19 protein-coding genes are annotated in these 20,224 nt (G+C 55.8%); 8 read left to right on the forward strand and 11 right to left on the reverse strand.

Annotation, left to right across the window (positions count from 1 at the left end):
* Positions 1-24: 24 nt before the first annotated feature.
* Positions 25-1,023: a porphobilinogen synthase gene (hemB, locus tag BC777_RS03285; protein ID WP_100366720.1), complete on the reverse strand. Its 999-nt coding sequence runs from the start codon at positions 1,021-1,023 to the stop codon at positions 25-27.
* Positions 1,024-1,147: 124 nt separating this feature from the next.
* On the opposite strand from hemB, the gene BC777_RS03290 reads away from it, so the two are divergent.
* Complete coding sequence (locus tag BC777_RS03290) at positions 1,148-1,672, forward strand: hypothetical protein (protein ID WP_100366721.1); 525 nt, start codon at positions 1,148-1,150, stop codon at positions 1,670-1,672.
* Between the two features lie 38 nt (positions 1,673-1,710).
* Positions 1,711-5,157: a transcription-repair coupling factor gene (gene mfd / locus BC777_RS03295; RefSeq protein WP_100366722.1), complete on the forward strand. Its 3,447-nt coding sequence runs from the start codon at positions 1,711-1,713 to the stop codon at positions 5,155-5,157.
* Between the two features lie 10 nt (positions 5,158-5,167).
* Here the strand turns inward: mfd and BC777_RS03300 are convergent, their stop codons facing one another.
* Positions 5,168-6,382, reverse strand: coding sequence for a multidrug effflux MFS transporter (locus BC777_RS03300; RefSeq protein ID WP_100366723.1), 1,215 nt, complete (start codon positions 6,380-6,382; stop codon positions 5,168-5,170).
* On the reverse strand, positions 6,379-7,023 hold the full coding sequence (locus BC777_RS03305; RefSeq protein ID WP_100366724.1) for a DsbA family oxidoreductase: 645 nt from the start codon (positions 7,021-7,023) through the stop codon (positions 6,379-6,381). The genes BC777_RS03300 and BC777_RS03305 overlap by 4 nt, the downstream gene beginning before the upstream one ends.
* Before the next feature lie 130 nt (positions 7,024-7,153).
* Here BC777_RS03305 and BC777_RS03310 point away from each other — a divergent pair, with 130 nt between their 5' ends.
* Complete coding sequence (locus BC777_RS03310; protein WP_100366725.1) at positions 7,154-7,777, forward strand: helix-turn-helix domain-containing protein; 624 nt, start codon at positions 7,154-7,156, stop codon at positions 7,775-7,777.
* Here the strand turns inward: BC777_RS03310 and BC777_RS03315 are convergent.
* The 3 genes from BC777_RS03315 to BC777_RS03325 all read right to left on the reverse strand — a co-directional run bounded on the left by BC777_RS03315 (position 7,774) and on the right by BC777_RS03325 (position 10,784).
* The gene (locus BC777_RS03315; RefSeq protein WP_100367976.1) at positions 7,774-8,421 is read right to left on the reverse strand and encodes an aquaporin; all 648 of its coding nucleotides are present in this window, start codon (positions 8,419-8,421) and stop codon (positions 7,774-7,776) included. The genes BC777_RS03310 and BC777_RS03315 overlap by 4 nt on opposite strands.
* A gap of 2 nt (positions 8,422-8,423) precedes the next feature.
* Entirely contained in the window at positions 8,424-8,894 is a 471-nt protein-coding gene (locus BC777_RS03320; protein ID WP_100366726.1) for an arsenate reductase ArsC, read from the reverse strand.
* A gap of 75 nt (positions 8,895-8,969) precedes the next feature.
* Positions 8,970-10,784 (reverse strand): extracellular solute-binding protein, encoded by a 1,815-nt coding sequence (locus BC777_RS03325; RefSeq protein WP_100366727.1) that lies wholly within the window; start codon positions 10,782-10,784, stop codon positions 8,970-8,972.
* 271 nt (positions 10,785-11,055) lie between these two features.
* On the opposite strand from BC777_RS03325, the gene BC777_RS03330 reads away from it, so the two are divergent.
* On the forward strand, positions 11,056-11,829 hold the full coding sequence (locus BC777_RS03330) for a 3-hydroxybutyrate dehydrogenase (protein WP_100366728.1): 774 nt from the start codon (positions 11,056-11,058) through the stop codon (positions 11,827-11,829).
* Complete coding sequence (locus BC777_RS03335; protein ID WP_100367977.1) at positions 11,826-12,857, forward strand: patatin-like phospholipase family protein; 1,032 nt, start codon at positions 11,826-11,828, stop codon at positions 12,855-12,857. Before BC777_RS03330 ends, BC777_RS03335 begins: the two co-directional genes overlap by 4 nt.
* On the opposite strand, the gene BC777_RS03340 is transcribed toward BC777_RS03335, so the two are convergent.
* The 5 genes from BC777_RS03340 to BC777_RS03360 form a co-directional block, all read right to left on the reverse strand.
* Positions 12,850-13,452 carry a LysE/ArgO family amino acid transporter gene (locus BC777_RS03340; RefSeq protein WP_100366729.1) on the reverse strand — a complete coding sequence of 201 codons (603 nt, stop codon included), beginning with the start codon at positions 13,450-13,452 and terminating at the stop codon, positions 12,850-12,852. The two genes, BC777_RS03335 and BC777_RS03340, sit on opposite strands and share 8 nt — an antisense overlap.
* Positions 13,453-13,455: 3 nt before the next feature.
* Positions 13,456-14,187 carry a DUF502 domain-containing protein gene (locus tag BC777_RS03345; RefSeq protein WP_100366730.1) on the reverse strand — a complete coding sequence of 244 codons (732 nt, stop codon included), beginning with the start codon at positions 14,185-14,187 and terminating at the stop codon, positions 13,456-13,458.
* A 77-nt stretch (positions 14,188-14,264) separates the two neighbouring features.
* Positions 14,265-15,170 (reverse strand): pseudouridine-5'-phosphate glycosidase, encoded by a 906-nt coding sequence (locus tag BC777_RS03350; protein WP_100366731.1) that lies wholly within the window; start codon positions 15,168-15,170, stop codon positions 14,265-14,267.
* The gene (locus BC777_RS03355) at positions 15,167-16,060 is read right to left on the reverse strand and encodes a PfkB family carbohydrate kinase (protein WP_100367978.1); all 894 of its coding nucleotides are present in this window, start codon (positions 16,058-16,060) and stop codon (positions 15,167-15,169) included. Before BC777_RS03355 ends, BC777_RS03350 begins: the two co-directional genes overlap by 4 nt.
* 38 nt (positions 16,061-16,098) lie before the next feature.
* Positions 16,099-16,899, reverse strand: a complete 801-nt coding sequence (locus BC777_RS03360; RefSeq protein WP_245834138.1) for a DUF4198 domain-containing protein — start codon at positions 16,897-16,899, stop codon at positions 16,099-16,101.
* Here BC777_RS03360 and BC777_RS03365 point away from each other — a divergent pair.
* From BC777_RS03365 to tsf, 3 genes are all read left to right on the forward strand, one after another.
* Complete coding sequence (locus BC777_RS03365; protein ID WP_311135465.1) at positions 16,898-18,295, forward strand: HupE/UreJ family protein; 1,398 nt, start codon at positions 16,898-16,900, stop codon at positions 18,293-18,295. The genes BC777_RS03360 and BC777_RS03365 overlap by 2 nt on opposite strands.
* 198 nt (positions 18,296-18,493) lie before the next feature.
* Positions 18,494-19,276 carry a 30S ribosomal protein S2 gene (gene rpsB / locus BC777_RS03370; protein WP_100366733.1) on the forward strand — a complete coding sequence of 261 codons (783 nt, stop codon included), beginning with the start codon at positions 18,494-18,496 and terminating at the stop codon, positions 19,274-19,276.
* 63 nt (positions 19,277-19,339) lie between these two features.
* Positions 19,340-20,212, forward strand: a complete 873-nt coding sequence (tsf, locus tag BC777_RS03375) for a translation elongation factor Ts (RefSeq protein WP_100366734.1) — start codon at positions 19,340-19,342, stop codon at positions 20,210-20,212.
* Positions 20,213-20,224 lie beyond the last annotated feature (12 nt).

The following is a 20,224-nucleotide window of genomic DNA, read 5'->3' on the forward strand; positions in this document are numbered from 1 at the left end:
GTGCGGATCGCAATAGGAACGGCGTTAGGTCTGCATTAACTTTGCAGCCTCAGGCGCAAAATAGGTGAGTATCCCATCGCAACCTGCGCGCTTGAAAGCCAGCAGGCTTTCCATCATCACCTTTTCTCCATCCAGCCATCCGTTCTGGGCCGCTGCCTGCAGCATCGCATATTCGCCACTCACCTGATAGGCATAGGTGGGTACGCCAAAGCTGTCCTTCACCCGGCGGCATATATCCAGATAGGGCATGCCGGGTTTGACCATGATCATGTCGGCCCCTTCGGACAGGTCGCGCTCTACAAGCCGTAAGGCCTCATCACTATTGCCGGGGTCCATTTGGTAGGTGTTCTTATCACCCGTCAGCGCAGACGAAGCACCAACGGCATCACGGAAGGGCCCATAGAAAGCAGAGGCGTATTTGGCCGTATAGCTGAGGATGGCGACGTTCTGATGACCGTCTGCCTCTAACGCTGCGCGGATCGCGCCAATGCGCCCGTCCATCATATCGGACGGCCCAAGGATATCCGCGCCAGCCTCGGCCTGTGCAAGCGCCATCTTTACAAGCGCATCAACTGTGCGGTCATTCACGATTTCCCCGTTTTCAACAAACCCGTCATGGCCGTTGATGTTATAGGGGTCGAGCGCGATATCGGTCATCACAGCGATATCTGGGGCGACGTCCTTGATCGCGCGAATTGCTTGATTGGTCAGATTGCCCGAATCCCACGCCATCGCGCAATCTTCGGTGCGGGCGTCCATACTGGTGTAGGGAAAGAGACAAATCGCAGGAATACCCAGCGATTGCGCCTCTTTCGCAGCCAGTGCGACGCGGTCAACCGTGCGGCGCACAACGCCGGGCATGGAGGCCACAGGCGTCTCAGTGTCTTTGCCGTCCATCACAAAAACTGGCCATATCAGATCATCCACAGTCAGCGTATTCTGGCGGGCCAGCGCGCGCAAAGCCGGGCTTTGCCGCATCCGGCGTAGCCGTGTCGCGGGGTAGGGGGCGATAGTGGGTTTCATGAGCGGCGGCCTCTTTTCGTGATGCTTGATTGGTGGCATGGATTTTGCGGCATCACAAGGCTGGGCAAGCCGCCAACGGGACGCTAGGTTCCGCCAAACACGACAACGAGCATTGGAATACCCCTTGGACTGGACGCTGGCCATTTTGCGCCTCATTGAACTACAGACATTCACCAGCTTTTGGTATTGGCTTGTTGTCATCGTAACCTGGTCAATTGCCGGAAATTGGCTGATTGGGATCCCGTTCGATATGCTGTTTCGGGCGCGCAAATGCGCCGAGGCGGAATTGGCCGACCTTGAGGCGCTGGTCGATATCAATGTGCGCCGGATTATCTGGACAGATCGTGTTTTTGGCGCTGCAATAGCGGGGTTGATTGGCTTTTTTCTCTGTTCCTTGGGTGTTGTAGGCTTTGTCTATGGGTTGGAGCTAGGGCAAGGACTTTTCATGTTGGCCGCACCGTTGACACTGGTTGTTATCCTCAATCTGCGATTGGCCCGACAGCTTGACGCGGCCCCTTTGACGGGACGGCCCCTTGTCAGACGGCTATTTCTGGTGCGGCTCTGGACGCAGGTGATTGCGATGATCGCGCTGTTCTTTACCGCGATGTACGGCATGTATTACGCAATTTCATCGCAAGTGCTGTTCTAACCGGTTGACACCACAAGCGCGCAGGGTAGGTCAGCGGCATGCCAGATCCCAACCACATCACCGTCAGCGGCGCGCCCGAAGGGTATGACGCACAACTGATCCTTGCTGAAATGGGCAAGGGGACACCCGTTTTGCATCTCGCGCGTGATGACAAGCGGCTGGCCGCGATGCAGGCGGCGCTTACGTTTTTTGCCCCTAACATACCTGTTTTCGTCTTTCCTGCATGGGATTGCCTACCCTACGATCGGGTATCGCCCAACACCGATATTTCGGCAGCGCGTATGGCGACATTGGCTGCGCTGGTGCATGGCATGCCCGAACAGTTCATCATCTTGACCACGCTGTCTGCCGCGACACAACGCGTGCCTGCGCGCAGCCTGCTGCGCGAGGCCGCGTTCAAGGCAACGGTTGGCAAACGGATGGATGAAGACGCGTTGCGCCAGTTCCTTGTCCGCATGGGCTTTACCCAAAGCCCTACGGTGATGGAGCCTGGCGATTATGCCGTGCGCGGCGGTATCATTGATATCTATCCACCGGGGCAATCTGGCCCGGTCCGATTGGATCTTTTTGGTGATGTGTTGGACGGGGCGCGCCGCTTTGATCCGGCAACCCAACGGACCACCGAAAAACTGACCGAGGTTGAACTCGCACCAGTGTCCGAAGTGATCCTTGATGAGCAGGCAATCACCCGGTTTCGGCAGAACTACCGTTTAGAGTTCGGGGCCGCGGGCACCGATGATCCGCTTTATGAGGCGGTTTCAGCCGGGCGCAAACATGCCGGTGTTGAGCATTGGCTGGGCTTCTTCCAAGACGATCTAGAAACGCTGTTTGACTATCTGCCCAAGGCGACGGTCACCCTTGATGATCAGATGACCCCAATGCGTGTCGCCCGTTGGGACAGTATCGCCGACCAATATGGCACGCGGATGCATGCGTTGTCCCAAAAGCGGCGGATGGATAGCGTTTATAAGCCAGCCCCGCCGGAATTACTCTATATGGATGATGCATCCTGGGAGGCGGCCATTGCGGATCGCCGCGTGATGCAGTTTTCACCTCTCAAGCAAGCCACCGGACCCGGCGTTATTGATGCTGGTGGGCGCATCGGGCGGAATTTCTCGCCAGAACGTCAGCAGGAAAAAATCAGCCTTTTCAGTGCGTTGGCCGATCATATGAAGACCAAGATGGATAGCGGTCCCGTGGTCATTGCGTCCTACTCTGAAGGTGCGCGCGAGCGTCTGGAAGGGCTGATCGAAGACGAGGGTGTCGCGGAGGCCATCACTGTGACGGACTTCAGCCGCGTCGGCAAACGTGGATTGCATCTCGCGGTTTGGGCGCTGGATCATGGGTTTGAAGCGCCCGGTCTGACGGTGATTTCCGAACAGGATGTGCTGGGCGACCGGTTGATCAGGCAGACCAAACGCAAACGGCGCGCCGAGAATTTCCTATCCGAAGCGAACAGCCTCAGCCCAGGTGATCTGGTGGTCCATGTCGACCACGGCGTTGGGCGCTATACGGGCATGGAGGTCGTCACGGCCCTCGGTGCGGCGCATGAGTGCTTGCTGCTGGAATATGCCGAAGATTCAAAGCTTTATCTACCGGTTGAGAATATTGAGCTGCTGTCCAAATACGGGCATGAAACCGGGTTACTGGATAAGCTGGGCGGCGGTGCATGGCAGGCCAAAAAAGCGAAACTCAAAGAACGCATCCGGCAGATTGCCGAAAGGCTGATCCGGGTCGCGGCGGAACGCGAACTGCGTACCGCACCTGCGCTTGATCCGCCCGATGGGCTGTGGGACCAGTTTTTGGCGCGGTTTCCTTATGTTGAGACCGATGATCAGCTCGCCGCGATTGAAGACGTTCTGACTGACTTGGGATCAGGCAAACCAATGGATCGTCTGATCTGCGGCGACGTTGGCTTTGGCAAAACCGAAGTTGCGATCAGAGCGGCCTTTATTGCGGCACTTTCAGGGGTGCAGGTCGCGATCATCGCGCCAACGACGCTGCTGGCACGCCAGCACTATCAGAACTTCGCCGAAAGGTTCCGGGGTTTTCCTGTGAACGTACGCCCGCTGTCGCGGTTTGTGTCGACCACGGATGCCAACCTGACCCGCGAGGGGCTGACAAAGGGCACGGTGGACATTGTTGTTGGTACTCATGCGCTGCTGGCCAAAAGTGTACGGTTCAAGAACCTTGGCTTGTTAGTCATTGATGAAGAACAGAAATTTGGTGTTCAGCATAAGGAGCGGTTGAAACAATTGCGTACCGATGTGCATGTGCTGACGCTGACTGCGACGCCCATACCACGCACCTTGCAACTATCGCTGTCCGGGGTGCGCGATCTGTCGATCATCGGCACGCCGCCCATCGATCGGTTGGCCATCCGCACCTATGTCAGCGAATTCGACACGATCACGGTACGCGAAGCGCTTTTGCGCGAACACTATCGCGGTGGGCAGTCGTTCTTGGTCGTGCCGCGGATCAGCGACATGGCCGAGATGGAAGACTTCCTCAAACGCGAGGTGCCTGAGGTATCTTACATATCTGCGACGGGCCAGATGGCTGCGGGCGAACTTGATGACCGTATGAACGCCTTTTATGACGGTAAATACGATCTGCTACTGGCCACAACCATTGTTGAAAGCGGCCTCGATATCCCAACCGCGAACACGATGATCGTCTGGCGCGCAGATATGTTCGGCCTCAGCCAGCTATATCAGATCAGGGGCAGGGTGGGCCGGTCAAAGACCCGTGCCTATGCCTATCTGACGACGAAACCACGTCAGAAACTGACAGATACGGCGCAGAAACGTCTGCGCGTGCTGGGGTCGATTGATACGCTGGGGGCTGGGTTTACCCTCGCATCTCAGGATTTGGATATTCGCGGCGCCGGCAACCTGCTGGGTGAAGAACAGTCTGGCCAGATGCGCGAAGTGGGGTATGAACTGTACCAGCAAATGCTGGAAGATCAGATCGCCGCCATCCGCTCTGGTCAGGCGGAAGGGATCATTGATGACGGGCAATGGGCGCCGCAGATCAATCTCGGCGTGCCCGTGCTAATCCCCGAAGACTATGTGCCTGATCTGGATGTGCGATTGGGGCTTTATCGACGCTTGTCGGAACTGACGACGAAGGTTGAATTGGAAGGCTTCGCCGCCGAGTTGATTGACCGCTTTGGCAAACTGCCGCGCGAGGTGAATACCTTGATGCTGGTTGTGCGCATCAAGGCGATGTGCAAGCGGGCCGGGATTGCCAAGCTCGATGCGGGGCCAAAGGGCGCAACGATCCAATTCCACAATGATAAATTCGCCTCTCCCAAAGGGTTGGTGGAGTTTATTGAGGCGCAGGACGGACTGGCCAAGGTCAAGGACAACAAGATCGTCGTACGTCGCGACTGGGCCAAGGAACGTGACAAGATCCAAGGCGCGTTCAACATTGCGCGCGATCTTGCGCAAAAGCTGGCAGCAGAAAAGAAAAAGGCTGGCTAGGGCCTGTGGATCAAGCCTCACCCGGCCGTTTGATCATTGTGGTCAACCACAGGGCCAATATTGCAAGGATTAATGTGCCAATTGCATTGGGCAGGGGTGTGCCATCAAACTGCAAGGCAATCGGCACCGCGATGATCACAGCGCCAATCGTCGCAACAGCAGCCATCACAGAGGCCGCCAGACCTGCGATATGCCCCATTTCTTCCATCCCAAGCGCATTGAGGTTCCCAATCGTCAAACCCGCCTGAAAAAAGTTGCACATCACCCAGAACGCATAGGCTGCAAGACCGATCACATTGGGGACATCCAATAGCAGCAGGCCAATCAAGCCTGCGGTCACCCCGATCTGTCCGATATACATCGCGCGAATAATCGCCCGCATACCTAACCGCACGACAAGCTTTGCATTCACAAACCCTGCTGATGCGGCAAGTACTGCGATACCGCCAAACCAAAGGTGAAACACATCACCTTGACCATAGGTTTCATCAAACACCTGTTGCGTTGACGATAACATGCTGAACAACATGCCAAATGTCAGCGTTTGAACCAGAATAGACAGGCGCGCCGTGCGATGCATGAACATCTCGACCACAGCACCGGAAAGGGCGGTGATACTCAACGGGCGCCGTTTGTCCGGGGTGAGCGTTTCAGGTTGTCGCAGCAACATCCAAACGGTTGTGATCATTGAAAACAGCATGAAGGCGATAAAAATCGCATGCCAGCCAAATTGGACGATGATGTAATGCCCAATTGTCGGGGCTAGGGCGGGGACAAGGGCGAAGACGATCATGATAAAGGACAGGATGCGCGCCATATCTGGCCCAGCATAAAGATCACGCACCACGGCGAGCGCGACCACGCGAGGCCCGGCTGCGCCCAGCCCCTGCACCAAACGGGCGACCAGCATCACCTCAAGCGTTTGGGCCTGCCATGCCACCGCGCTGGCCAGAATATAAACGACTGCTCCACCGATCATCACAGGCTTGCGGCCATAGGCATCGGAAAGAGGGCCGGTAAACAGGGTCCCGATCCCCATGCCCAGCACAAAGCTGGTGATGATCAACTGCGCCTGATTGAGGTTATCTGGCGACAAGGCCGCGCCCATATCGGGCAAGGCCGGCAACATCGCGTCGATTGAAAAAGATATCGTTGCCGCGACCATCGCCATCAGCGCGATAAATTCGGCTTGAGGCAGCGGCTTGAGAGGTTTTTTCGCGCTCATTCAGCGGCTGCGATCTGGTCCATGATGTCTTTGATCACATCAACCCACATTTCGGGTGGTTGCGCGCCGGGCACGGCATGTTGCTGGGCCACAATAAATGTCGGGACCGAGTTTACACCCATCTCGCGACTATGCTTGTCACGGGCGCGGATATCATCCGTGTCCGAATTTGAAGCCAAGAGTTTCGTTACCATCGCCGCATCCATTTCAGCGGTGTCGGCAATATCGGCCAACACCTCATGATCGCCAATATCGCGGCCATCGACGAAGTAGGCTTTAAACAGCAGGTCAACGACAAAAGATTGCCGTTGTTCGATCCCCGCCCAATGGATCAGGCGGTGCGCATCGATGGTGTTGGGGGTCTTTTTGATGGCATCAAAGTTGATATGCGCGCCAGAACTTTCGGCATGTTCCACCACCGGCGCATAGGCTTTCACTGCCCCTTCCTTGCCGCCAAACTTGCCTTCCAGATAGGCGCGTCGGTCCATGCCTTCGACGGGCATATCGGGGTTCAACTGAAACGGGTGCCATTCGATGGTAAAGGGATGATCGGGAAACTGCGCAAGCGCCTTATCAAGGTTGGTCTTGCCGATATAGCACCACGGGCAGATTGGGTCGGAAATAATATCAAGCTTGACCATATGCGGCTCTCCCATGTGCGATACTGTGTTCCCTTTCGTCTATCACGTCTGAGCGAAGGGGAAACCTGCAATAAAGCGCAGCGCCCATAGCCCGGTTGCAAGATGTCAAAGCGCTGCTTATGACACGTTTATGGCAGAGACTGATCCCAAGAACCTGATCCGCATCGCGCATGAAAGTGGCGAAAGCGGTGTGGCGCAACCGCTTGATCTGGGTGCACGGGTGCGCGAACTGCGCAAAGCCCGCGACTGGACGCTGGAACAGGCCGCACAGCAGGCTGGGTTGGCGCGCTCGACCCTGTCCAAGATTGAAAACGGGCAGATGTCGCCGACCTATGATGCGCTCAAGAAACTGGCGGTGGGTTTGGAAATCTCTGTCCCGCAACTGTTCACGCCGCCATCCAAGGGGCAGGTGAACGGGCGCATGGCGGTGACGCGTAACGGTGAAGAGGCTGAAAAAGTCACGACCACCTATGAACACGCGCTTTTGGCGGAAACATTGACCGGCAAAAAAATGCTACCCTATCGAACCCGCGTCCGCGCGCGCAATGTTGAGGATTTTGAAGGTTGGGTGCGCCATGACGGCGAAGAATTTCTTTACGTGCTGACCGGGCAAATCCGGCTCTATACCGAATTTTATGAACCGTTCGATCTGAAGCGCGGTGACAGCGCGTATTACGACGCCTCAATGGGGCATAACGTGGTATCAATCAGCGCTGAGGATGCAACGATCCTTTGGGTCACATCACTGAACTAGTCTTTCGGGAACAAGCGCGGCAAGATCAGTGCTGCAAGACCAACGCCCACAATCTGCATGATGATAAACATCGGGATATGTGCCGGGTTGATGCCTGCGAATGTATCACTAAACCCCCGCGCGATAGTGACAGCCGGGTTCGCAAAACTGGTCGATGACGTGAACCAGTAAGCGCCCGTGATGTAGAGAGCGACGAGGGTCGGTACCGCATCGGGTCGGTTTTTGATGCCGCCAAAGATCACAAAAAGCAGGCCGAAAGTGGCAAGGATTTCCGAGAACCATTGCGCCACGCCTGTACGGTCCGTTGTAGAGGTCTGCAAAATGCTGAGGTCGAACATGATATGTGCGGCCCAAACACCCAAGATACCACCAACGATCTGCACGATCACATAAGGGATCGCCTCGCCCATGCTGATTTCTTTACGCAACAAAAAGGCGAGTGTCACAGCTGGGTTGAAATGCGCGCCAGATATCGGACCCAGTGTTGTGATGATCACATAAAGAATACAGCCCGTCGCAATCGCATTGGCCAGCAATGCAATCGCTACATTCCCGTCGGCAAGAGCGGCACCCATGATGCCGGACCCTACAACACCAATCAGCAGAAATGCCGTGCCCAGCCCCTCGGCCAATAGCTTTTGCATCATTAAGACCCGATCCGATTGAAGACTGACTGCAAATCCTCTTGTGTCATTTCTTCAAACGGAAGTGCAAGAAATGCAGCCGCTTTCGCAGACAAAAGCGCATAAGTCTCGGCAAAAGCGGCAGGTTGCTCTTGCGGGGCTGCGGCGGCTGGATCTTCAACCCCCCAATGCGCGCGCAAAGGGGCGCCCGGCCAATAGGGGCATTCCTCGGCGGCCGCCGATCCGCAAACGGTGATGACGGCATCCATCACTGGCGCATTTGGGGCGGTGTAGTCATCCCAGCTTTGTGATGTCAGACCATCTGTCGGAAACCCCTTCTCGGCCAAAAGGACAAGAGATTGTGGATGCACTTTACCTGCTGGCTTTGATCCTGCCGACCACGCTTTGATGCGGCCTTCGGAACGATGGGTGAGGATGGATTCAAGCAGGATGGAACGGGCAGAGTTGCCGGTGCACAGAACAAGGATATTCATCTTGGGCCTTCATATTGCGTCATGCCCGCCTAGTCGCCGAATGTAACAACTCTACGACAGTGCGGATCAAACCGGCTATTCCTCGTACCACCACACATCGGGTTGCCAACCGGGCCAATCGCCAAAGATAGGAATATAGTCGGGGTGCTTCAGCTCTTTGACCTGCGCAATCCGGCTGATATTCCACTGATAGATCGGGATGACATAGCGCCCCGCGGTGAGCACCCGGTCCAGTGCTTTGACAGCCGCGACAAAGTCATCCTGACTGTCTGATGTCAGCATGTGGTTAATCATGGCATCCGCGGCGGCGGACTGAACGCCCATTAGGTTGCGCCCACCGACTTGGTCGGCACTGTCTGACCCGTAATAGTCGTACTGCTCGTTGCCGGGCGACAGCGACAAAGCGCGCCGATAATAAGCCATGTCAAATTCATAGGCGTCAGTACGTTCCTTAAACTGGGCGCTATCAGCGACTGTCACTACAGGCGTGATCCCGATGCGCGACAGCGACTCCATATAAAGGTCAATGATCGACTGCATCTCCGTTGAACCTTGGTCGAGCAAAATTTCCAGTTCAAAGTCATTGCCGTCGGCATCGCGCAAGGCACCATCCTGAATGGTCCAACCTGCGGCCTCGAACATCTCAAACGCCTTGGCCGTGCCTGCGCGGTTGCGTTCTGATCCGTTGCTGACGGGCAGGGCATAGCCTTCAAGGGTGCCGGGGATCAGATCATCGGCGAAAGGCGCCAGGAATTCAGCGACACGGCCCGTGGCCGGGCCGCTGTCCATCGCCAAGGGTGAATTCGACCAATAAGAGGCAATGCGCGGCTGCGCCGACCCGGTCATCGTTTCATTGATAAACTCAAAGTTGAACGCATGGATCAACGCATCTCGCACGCGCCAATCGGCAAGATGTTCGCGGCGCGTATTGATTGCAAAGCCTGTCATGCCGGACGGGCGTTGATGTTCAATCACTTCCTTGACGATATCACCGCTTTGCACGGCAGGAAAATCATAGCGGGTGTCCCAGCGAACCACGTTAAATTCGCGGGTGGCGTTCACTTCGCTCACCTTGAATGCCTCAAACGCGGCGGTTTCATCGCCGAAAAATTCCAAACGGACCTCATCAAGGTTGTTGGTGCCAACGCGAAACGGCACATCAGCGCCCCAGTATTCCGGGTTCCGGCGCAGCGATACAAAGCGACCGGGATCAAAATCATCAATGATGTAGGGCGAAGACGTGATCGGTACGATCTCGGTCGTACTTTCGGCAAAATCAACGCCGTCCCATTGATCCTTTTTCAGGATTGGGCGCAGGCCTGCAAGCAAGGCAAGTTCGCGATCTTCGACGTTGAAGGTGAAACGCACTATGCGGTCGCCAACTTGTTCAAGGCTTTCAACCTTGGACCAGAAGCCCAGATAGCGGGGATGGCCCACGGTACCCAATGTTTCATACGACCACATCACATCTTCGATGGTGACGGGGCTCCCGTCCGAGAATGCGGCCTCTTCATGCAGTGTGAATTCCACCCATTCGCGGTTCGGTCCGGTCTCGACCGATTCGGCCAAAACACCATAAAGCGAGAAGGGTTCGTCCAATGACCGGCCCATAAAGCTTTCGCCCAAGAAGTATCTCAGCTGCCATGGAACCGATCCTTTGCGGATGAACGGGTTGAGGCTGTCAAAGCTGCCGACCTCTGCGGTGACAATCCGACCGCCCTTGGGGGCGTCAGGGTTGGCATAGGGTAGGGACACAAAATCAGGTGGTAGGGCAGGGTCACCATACATAGCTATGCCGTGCTGTGGTTCTGCCACCGCCATTTTTGTAGCCAAGGTTACGGCCAGTGCGGTCGCGATCGCGGATGTTCTTTTGGCAAATAGACGTGTCATTTTCTAGGGCCCCTCACTGCTGCTTTCTTATTTATGACCAAACCGTAAAGAGGGTTTTCAACCTTTTCAAACTTTTAGCTTGGAGGCGGGCGAGGGATTGCTTATAACAAGGGTACTGCTCGATAGGTTTCTTGCCTGTATGAAACCTGCCTCAATAACTTTACGCCCGCCTTGTGCGGGCGTTTTTTTTATGGCTCACGGAACCGTATCGTGGCTTTCGCAGTTGCAGCATATAAAGTGAGTCGCAACGCATCAGAATCGGAGCCGCACCATGTCATTATCAGGAAAAACCGCCGTTATTACCGGATCAAACTCGGGCATCGGCCTTGGAGTTGCGCGCGAATTGGCCAAGGCGGGCGCCAATGTGGTGCTGAACTCATTCACCGACCGCGAGGAAGATCATACGCTGGCCGCCGAAATTGCCAAAGTGACGGGTGTTGAAGCGAAATATGTGGCCGCTGATATGTCGAAAGCAGATGATTGCCACCGTTTGGTGGTTGAGGCAGGTGGATGCGATATTTTGGTCAACAACGCTGGCATTCAACACGTAGCCCCGGTGCAGGAATTCCCGACAGCTAAGTGGGATGCGATCATTGCCATCAATCTTAGCTCGGCCTTTCATACAACCGCCGCCGCAGTCACGGGCATGCGCGAACGCGGCTATGGCCGGATCGTGAATATTGCATCAGCTCATGGGTTGACGGCATCGCCCTATAAATCAGCCTATGTCGCAGCCAAGCACGGTATCGTGGGCCTGACCAAGACCATCGGCCTGGAAACCGCGCAAGAGCCAATCACCTGCAACGCTGTTTGCCCCGGTTATGTCCTGACCCCGTTGGTCGAGGCACAAATCCCTGATACCATGAAAGAATATGACATGTCGCGCGAAGACGTGATCAAGAACGTCATGTTGGAACGCCAACCGTCCAAGGAATTCGCCACTGTCGAACAATTGGGCGGCACGGTTGCCTTCTTATGTTCTGATGCGGCAGCCCAGATCACCGGCACCACCATCAGCGTTGACGGTGGTTGGACCGCGCTGTGAAACAGATCAACCTCGCACTTCAGGGCGGTGGCGCGCATGGCGCGTTTACGTGGGGGGTGCTGTATCGTTTGCTGCATGAGGATGACATCGAGATTGCCGCGATTTCAGGCACCTCTGCGGGTGCGTTGAATGCAGCGGCGTTGAAATCCGGCTGGGTGGCGAATGGCCGGGACGGTGCGCTTGAAAATCTTGAATGGCTTTGGGCGCAAATCGGCGGCGTCACCGATCCAGCGTTCGCGCCGTGGATCAGCGCGGCCACACCCACGGCAGAGGTTTGGGCGAAGGCATTGAAATACTCGCCCGTCTACACTGCATTCGACATAACGACGCGCATGTTGTCCCCATATGTTTACGGCCCGGCGATGCAGAACCCATTGGCCAGCATCGTGCAGAAATTTCATTATGATGCCGTCTGCGCAACGGACGGTCCGGCCTTACATATCTGTGCAACCAACGTTCGTTCAGGCAAAATCCGCGTGTTCACCGGGGAAGAGATCATGCCGCAGGTGATTATGGCCTCTGCCTGTTTGCCGAGCCTGTTTCAGGCGGTCGAATTTGAAGACCCCGCCACCGGCAAGGTCGAGGCATTCTGGGATGGCGGATATAGCGGAAACCCTGCGCTATATCCCTTGTTTACCAATGGCTTGCCCGACGATATTCTGATCGTGAACATCAACCCGCTTTACCGCGAAGACCTGCCCATCGACAGTCAGTCGATTGAGAATAGGGTGAATGAGATCAGCTTTAACAGCTCTCTCTTGCGCGAACTGCGCGCGATTGAGTTTGTCAAACGGCTGCTTGCTGAAGGGGCGATCAAGCGCGGCACCATGAAGGATGTGCTTGTCCATATGATTGCCGATGATGCGCTGATGAATAATCTGAACGTGGCGACCAAAACCATCCCCACAGCCGTGATCATCCAGCGCCTGAAAGAGGCAGGCGAGGCAGCCTGTGACACCTTCCTGAAAAATCACAAGCAAGACCTTGGCAAGCGTAGCTCCGTCAACCTGACCGCGATGTTCAGCTAAGCAATTTGGCAGCGAGCGCCCACATGACAAGGCCGATGATGATATCAAGGATGCGCCACGCGCGGGCTGATTGCATCACTGGGGCCAACAACCGTGCGCCATAGCCCAAGGCAAAGAAAAACAGGAATGACGGCAATATCGCTCCTACAGCAAAGGCAATTTTTTGGCTGAGCAAGGGAAATTCGGTTGAAATCGCCCCGATCAAGACAAGCGTATCAAGATAGACATGTGGGTTCAGCCATGTGAACGCGGCACAGGTCATAAGCGCCGCCCACAGCCCGACAGATTGCCCGGTGATTTCCACGGCATAGATGTTTTTCCACGCCGCCCAAAACCGCATGAACCCATAGACAACCAAAAACGCAGCGCCACCCCAGGTCATGACCACGGGCAATGCTGGGAACATTTGCACAATAAAGCCAAAGCCCGCCACACCCGCCGTAATCAAAATGGCATCAGATAGGGCACAAAACAGGCAAAGCCAAAAGACATGAGAGCGTGCAAGCCCTTGACGCAAAACGAAGGTATTTTGCGGACCAATCGCGAGGATAAAAGCTGCAGCGGTTGAAAAGCCCGTAAGCGCAGGGGTGATCATGCGTTATGCGGTCGGGTTTGTGATCTCAACGGCGTCTTTGCCGTTGGGATAAACAAGACCAGCCGAGATCACGAGCTTTGCTGCGTCTTCCACCGTCATATCAAGTTCTTGCACATCGCGTTGCGGCAAAAACAACAAAAACCCCGACGTTGGGTTAGGCGTTGTAGGTAAGAACACCGTTACAAAAGGTTCGCCATCGTTAAGCTTTGCGTCAATCTCGCCCTTGGCATTGATTGAGATAAAGGCGATGGCCCATATACCCCTGCGGGGGTATTCCACCAGACAGGCCTTATCGAAAGATGTTTCGCGTTGCGAGAATACGGTTTCGGCGATTTGTTTGGCAGCGTTATAAATGGAACGCACAACAGGTGTGCGGTCTACCAGACGCTCACCAATCCCGATAAAAGACCGCCCGATCAAGCCTTTGCCGATCCAGCCCACAAGCATCGTAAACACCAGAAAAATGACAACGCCTACACCGCGCACGTTGATTTCAATCTCATTGCCAGGTTCACGACCCAGGATGTCATTCAGTAGGGCCGTCGGTTGATAGGCATCGGGGATAAAGGGCCAAACCCAACTGTCGACCCAGCCCACGACTGTCCAGATCAGCCAGATGGTCAGCCCGATAGGTGCTACAATGATCAGACCTGCCAGAAAATTACCACGCAGCCGTGCGATGATACCGGGCTTAACCCGGCGCTTGGCGTCATTTACTTTTGGATCGATCTTCATCACCGTCTCACAATTACTTGATGCACACTTATGTCGTGGTGTGCGCTACAGCAAGCTATGCGGCGGCAATGGTTGCGCTATTTCGCCATAGCGATGGCTATTTGGGCAGCCAGACGCGCGTTATTACGCACCAAGGCGATATTGGCGGTCAAAGACCGGCCCTCGGTCAGTTCAAAAATACGCCCAAGCAGGAATGGCGTGACCGCCTTGGCGCTGATGCCTTGGGTTTCCGCCTCTTGCAAAGCCTGCGCAATAACGGGTTTGAGCTCATCTGCCGGGATTTGTGCCTCGGTGGGGATTGGATTGGCGACCAACTGCCCACCTTGCAGACCCATCTCAGTCCGCAATTGTTGGGCTTTGGCGATATCGGTGGCGTGATCCATCCGCAAGGGGGCGGGAATTTCAGATGTGGCTGACCAGAACGCAGGCAGCACATCCTGCCTGTAGGCAATGACCGGCACGCCCAGCGTTTCCAAAACTTCAAACGTCTTGGGCAGGTCAAGAATCGCTTTTGCACCCGCACCCACAACGGTCACGGGCGTTTGTGCCAGCTCATGCAAATCTGCCGAGACATCAAAACTGTCTTCTGCACCGCGATGCACACCACCAATACCACCTGTCGCAAAGACGTGAATACCCGCCAGATGCGCCGCAATCATTGTCGCCGCCACCGTTGTGGCCCCTGTGCCGCCCGTCGCCATGCAGGCAGCCATATCCGCACGCGACAGCTTGGCCACGTTTTGCGCCTGACCCAATACCTCCAGCTGATCCGCCTCAAGCCCCACATGCAATGCACCATCCAGCACTGCGATGGTTGCAGGTGTGGCACCTGCTGTGCGTACATCCGCCTCTACCAGTCTGGCCGTTTCGACATTTTGCGGAAACGGCATCCCATGGGTGATAATCGTGCTTTCGAGGGCCACGATAGGTGCACCTGTCTTGCGCGCCTGCGCGACCTCAGCGCTGTAGTGGATAGCGATCATAGGGGTGTCTCTCCGGAAACATAAGTGGCAGCAGCATGAAGCGCACGGGTCAACGCCGCCGCGCGATCCAACCCTTGCACCTCTGATGCGATATGGGCAGCCATGAAGGTATCACCTGCGCCAGTCACGCGTGTGACCATCACGGCAGGTGGGATCTGTGTGATGATATCAGCGGCAGTGCCTTCGGATGCAGAACTCCCCCCGTCAGTGACCAGAACCCGATGCGCCCCGCGCGCGATGAGTGCGCGTGCGGCATCGTCCGAATTGGGAAAGGTCGTCTGACACAACAAACCGGCCTCTTCGAGGTTGACGTAAAGCGTGGCAGACGGATGACCCAACAGCGCCAATAGCCGCTCTGCCTTACCCGGTGAGGCAGGGGCCACCCGTAAGTCAGACGCCGCAAAAAGCGGTGAGGCCGCGATCATTTGCAGCAGTTCTTCGGTCAGGTTGCCATCGAGTGCGACAGGCCCTGCAAATGGGGTCGCCTCTGACCCCAATGTGCCATCAGCCAAGGGGCGCAAAATCTTTTCACCTGCAGCCTCTAACGAATGCGCATCAGCAATGGCGGCTACCAACCCATTCGCACCCTCAACGGCCATATATACGTCTGTCGGCAAATCCTCTGACCTGTAAACATGATCACAGATCATACCCATACGCGCGGCTTCACCGATCAGCTCTTCGCCCGCAGCATCACGGCCAATGGCCGTAAGCAGGGCAGGGGACATGCCAAAGCGGCGCAGGGTCATCGCGATATTCATTGCAACACCACCAGGAAGCCGCGTAATCCGCCCCGGCACATCAGACCCAACGCGCATATGGCTTGCGGATCGTCCTATAACGTCCCACAGCACAGAGCCGATGCAAATAATATCAGGGGTCCGGGTCATGCCAGCCTTCTGGCCCAGCAAAAGGACAAGGGCAAGCCTTACTCAGGCACTCCAAAGGTCAAATTGGCCCAAAGCGTTTCCCAAACTGCGCCAGATTGTGCGGCCAGCCTTTCGCTTGGTTCCCGCAGGACCACTGCGTCCACCATATAAGAATAGCCCGGCTTCACCGGAAAGGTGGCGATCCCATCAGCATCGGTACGGTATAGGGATATCGTCACGCGGCTGTCGGGGGCTTTCTCAAAGACCTCGACTTGCGTGTCGGGGCGCAGGTCATTACGGTAGTATACCTGCACGCTAAACCCACCATCCAGAGTGTCGGTATAGGGGTTCGTGAGGGCCACAATCTCGGTTTCCAATCCAACGCGGCGATCTGCCCCCTGACTATCACCGACACCAATCAGCGTTTTGGCGTGGCGGGAATAGACTTCGGTAAAGCCGTTGTCGGGCAGCCCGCGTGCATCGTGCAAGCTGCGCACATCGCCAAAGTCTTTATGGGTCACGAAGGTCTGAAATTCTTCCCAAGTTTCATAAGAAACAACAGAATTGGTTGCCTGATAGGCTGCGATATTCAGCCCGTCGGCCACAGGCGCTTGTTGCAAGGCTGGCATATCGCCGGGGCGGCCTTCAACACGGGCCGAAGCCTCGCCTGCAAAGAGAACAAAATTGACAAATCGTTGCGGCAGATAAGCCAGTTTAGCACCTGTGAATTCCTGCCCATTGACAATGTTTGCCTCCAAGTTAGTGTCCGCGCTAACCTGATAAGCGGTCGGTTCTATCCAGAATTCATGAGCCACTACAGGCGCTGCAATAAGGCTGAAAATGAGGGCTAGAACGCGCATGAAAACTTCCTTTGTCGTTGATCTAAGGGTGGCCTTTCTGCGCGTGTTGTCAACCGCAGTTCTGTTGTGGATCACAACCCTGTCAATGGCGCAGGCGCATGAGGTGTTTCCCTCAATCGCGGATATGCGCGTGATCGATAATGAGGTCTCGTTTGAGATCAGTGCAAACCTTGAAACCTTTATCGCAGGCATCGACCTGACCGAGACCGCGGACACCAACGAAAGCACGCAAGCGGCCACCTATGATGAGCTGCGCGCACTGCCACCCGAAACACTTGCCGCACGGTTTGAGGCGTTTTGGCCGCAAATGGCGCAAGGTATCACGCTGACGGCTGACGGCGCACCGCTAACGCTTGCGCTGACATCGGTCAGTGTCGGTCCTATTGGTGATGTTGAGGTCGTACGCTTTTCGGTGTTCTCATTTAGCGCCGCTTTGCCGGACGGGGCCGAAACCGTGCAAATGGGCTGGGCACCTGAATTTGGTGTCTTGGTACTGCGGCAGATGGATGTTCCGCTCCCCTATGACGGCTACCTTGAAGCAGGGGCGCTGTCCGCTCCGATATCGATTTCCGGTGGCGGGCAGGCCAGCTGGTTTGCAACCTTTGTCAATTATATCCCTGTAGGCTTTGATCATATCGTGCCCAAGGGGCTCGATCACATCCTATTTGTGCTGGGTCTTTTCTTTTTGGCAGCACGTTTCCGGCCACTGATTTTGCAAGTGTCGCTCTTTACGGTGGCGCATACCATCACACTGGCGCTTGCGGCGCTTGGGTATACGCAATTCATCGATGATTTCACGCAAAGCACATATGATATTGCATTTATCGATATCGTCGAACCTCTGATCGCACTCTCTATCGCTTATGTCGCGATTGAAAACATATTCATGAAGGGGATCAGCCCATGGCGCCCCTTTGTCATCTTTATCTTCGGTTTGCTGCACGGGCTCGGCTTTGCATCGGTTTTGGCCGAATTCGGGTTGCCGGAGGATACATTTGTCGCGGCACTCATCGGTTTTAATGTCGGGGTTGAGGTCGGACAACTTGCTGTAATCGCAGTGATGTTCCTGTTCGTCTGGCAAGCCTTGCGGATCGACCGGGGTGAGAATGAGGTTGCCCGGGGATTGGTGATCTACGGTGTCTTGTTCCTTGTCGGTCTGGGTCTGCTGGTCACAAACACCGATGGCATCTCTGGCTTGCTTGCAGCACCGCTTGGAGTGTTGGAGAACGCGCCATTGCTGCTGGCAATAACGATGCCGGCAATGGCGATACTCTGCTTGGCGGCAATCCAGTTGCGCGACAATGTTGATGCCTACCGCCAGATTGTTGCGGTACCAGCCTCCATCTTTATCGCGACCATTGGTGTCTATTGGTTCATCGCACGGGCGTTTTTGTAACAAGGGGTTAGTTTTGGCCCCAAAAAGCCGTCAAAACACACAATACAACGCTTGCGCAGGCGCAAAACCTCTCATATACGGCGCGCACTAAATCCCGCAAGCGGGGGCGGGTCCGATGGGGAGACATCCCAAAGGATCCACCGGTTGGCAAAACGCTGATCCCCCGCTGAGGCTTGAAACCGGAAAAGGAAAAACGACATGGGCTTACCCGAGTTCTCCATGCGTCAGCTGCTTGAAGCAGGCGTACACTTTGGCCACCAGACAGCGCGCTGGAACCCAAAGATGGATCAATATATTTACGGATCACGCAACGGCATCCACATCATGGATCTGACGCAAACTGTTCCAATGCTGGACCAGGCGCTGCAGGTTGTGCGTGATACAGTGGCCAAAGGCGGCCGCGTACTGTTCGTTGGCACCAAGCGTCAGGCAGCCAAGCCGATCATGGAAGCGGCAGAAAAATCTGCGCAGTTCTACATGAACCACCGTTGGTTGGGCGGCACGCTGACCAACTGGCAGACAGTTTCGCAGTCTATCAATCGTCTGAAGGCAATCGATGAAGCCTCTGCAAACGGTTTCGCCGGCCTGACCAAGAAAGAGCGTTTGGGCATGGAGCGTGAGCAGGGCAAACTGCAAGCATCCTTGGGCGGCATTCGCGAAATGGGCGGTGTTCCTGACCTGCTGTTCGTCATCGACTGCAACAAAGAAGATCTGGCCATCGCCGAAGCCAACAAGCTGGGCATCCCGGTTGTGGCAATCGTCGACACCAACTGCTCACCCGCAGGCGTTGACTATGTGATCCCCGGCAATGATGACGCCGCACGCGCCATCGCGCTTTACACTGATTTGGCTGCACGCGCCGCCCTTGACGGCATGACCGCACAGATGGGTGCCGCTGGCATCGACATGGGCGAGATGGAAGAGCTGGCAGAAGAAGTAGTTGCAGAAGACGCACCTGCTGAAGCAGCACCCGCCGAGTAAGTTATAGGGCAGGGGCCACGCGCCCCGCCCGCACCCCCGAAATACCTCCAAAGGAGAAGTAACATGGCAATCACCGCTGCAATGGTGAAAGAGCTGCGCGACAGCACAGGCGCAGGCATGATGGACGCGAAAAAGGCGCTGACAGAAAACGATGGCAACATGGAAGCCGCCGTTGACTGGCTGCGCACCAAGGGCCTCGCAAAGGCTGCAAAGAAATCTGGCCGCACGGCTGCTGAGGGCCTCGTGGCCGTGGCTGTCAAGGACGGCAAAGGTGTTGCGGTCGAAGTGAACTCTGAAACTGACTTTGTCGCCAAGAACGCTGACTTCCAGAAAATGGTTGCTGGCATCGCTGATGTCGCCTTGGGCTGTTCTGACATCGACGGCCTGAAAGCCGCAGACATGGGCGGCAAGACAGTCGAACAGACTGTGACTGATGCGGTCGCCGTGATTGGTGAAAACATGTCCGTGCGCCGTATGGTTGCCCTCGAAGGTGAGTCCGTTGTGAACTATGTGCACAACGCAGCCGCGCCCGGCATGGGTAACATCGGTGTTCTGGTCGCGATGACCGGCGATAACGAAGCATTCGGCCGTCAGGTTGCAATGCACATCGCCGCTGCTAACCCTGCATCCCTGTCTGAGGCTGATCTTGATCCGGCTGTTGTTGAGAAAGAAAAGCAGGTCCAGATGGACATCGCCCGCGAAAGCGGCAAGCCAGAAGCTGTGATCGAAAAGATGATCGTTGGCCGGATGAAGAAATACATGGCCGAAGTCACATTGCTGAACCAGCAGTTCGTTGTGAACCCTGACCTAACCGTTGCGAAAGCAGCCGAAGAAGCGGGCGTTGAGGTCACTGGCTTTGTCCGCCTTGAAGTCGGCGAAGGCATCGAAAAAGTCGAAGAAGATTTCGCCGCAGAAGTGGCCAAGCTGAACGGCTAAATTACTGACAAA

It is taken from the genome of Yoonia maricola (assembly GCF_002797915.1).
Taxonomy (GTDB): Bacteria; Pseudomonadota; Alphaproteobacteria; order Rhodobacterales; family Rhodobacteraceae; genus Yoonia; species Yoonia maricola.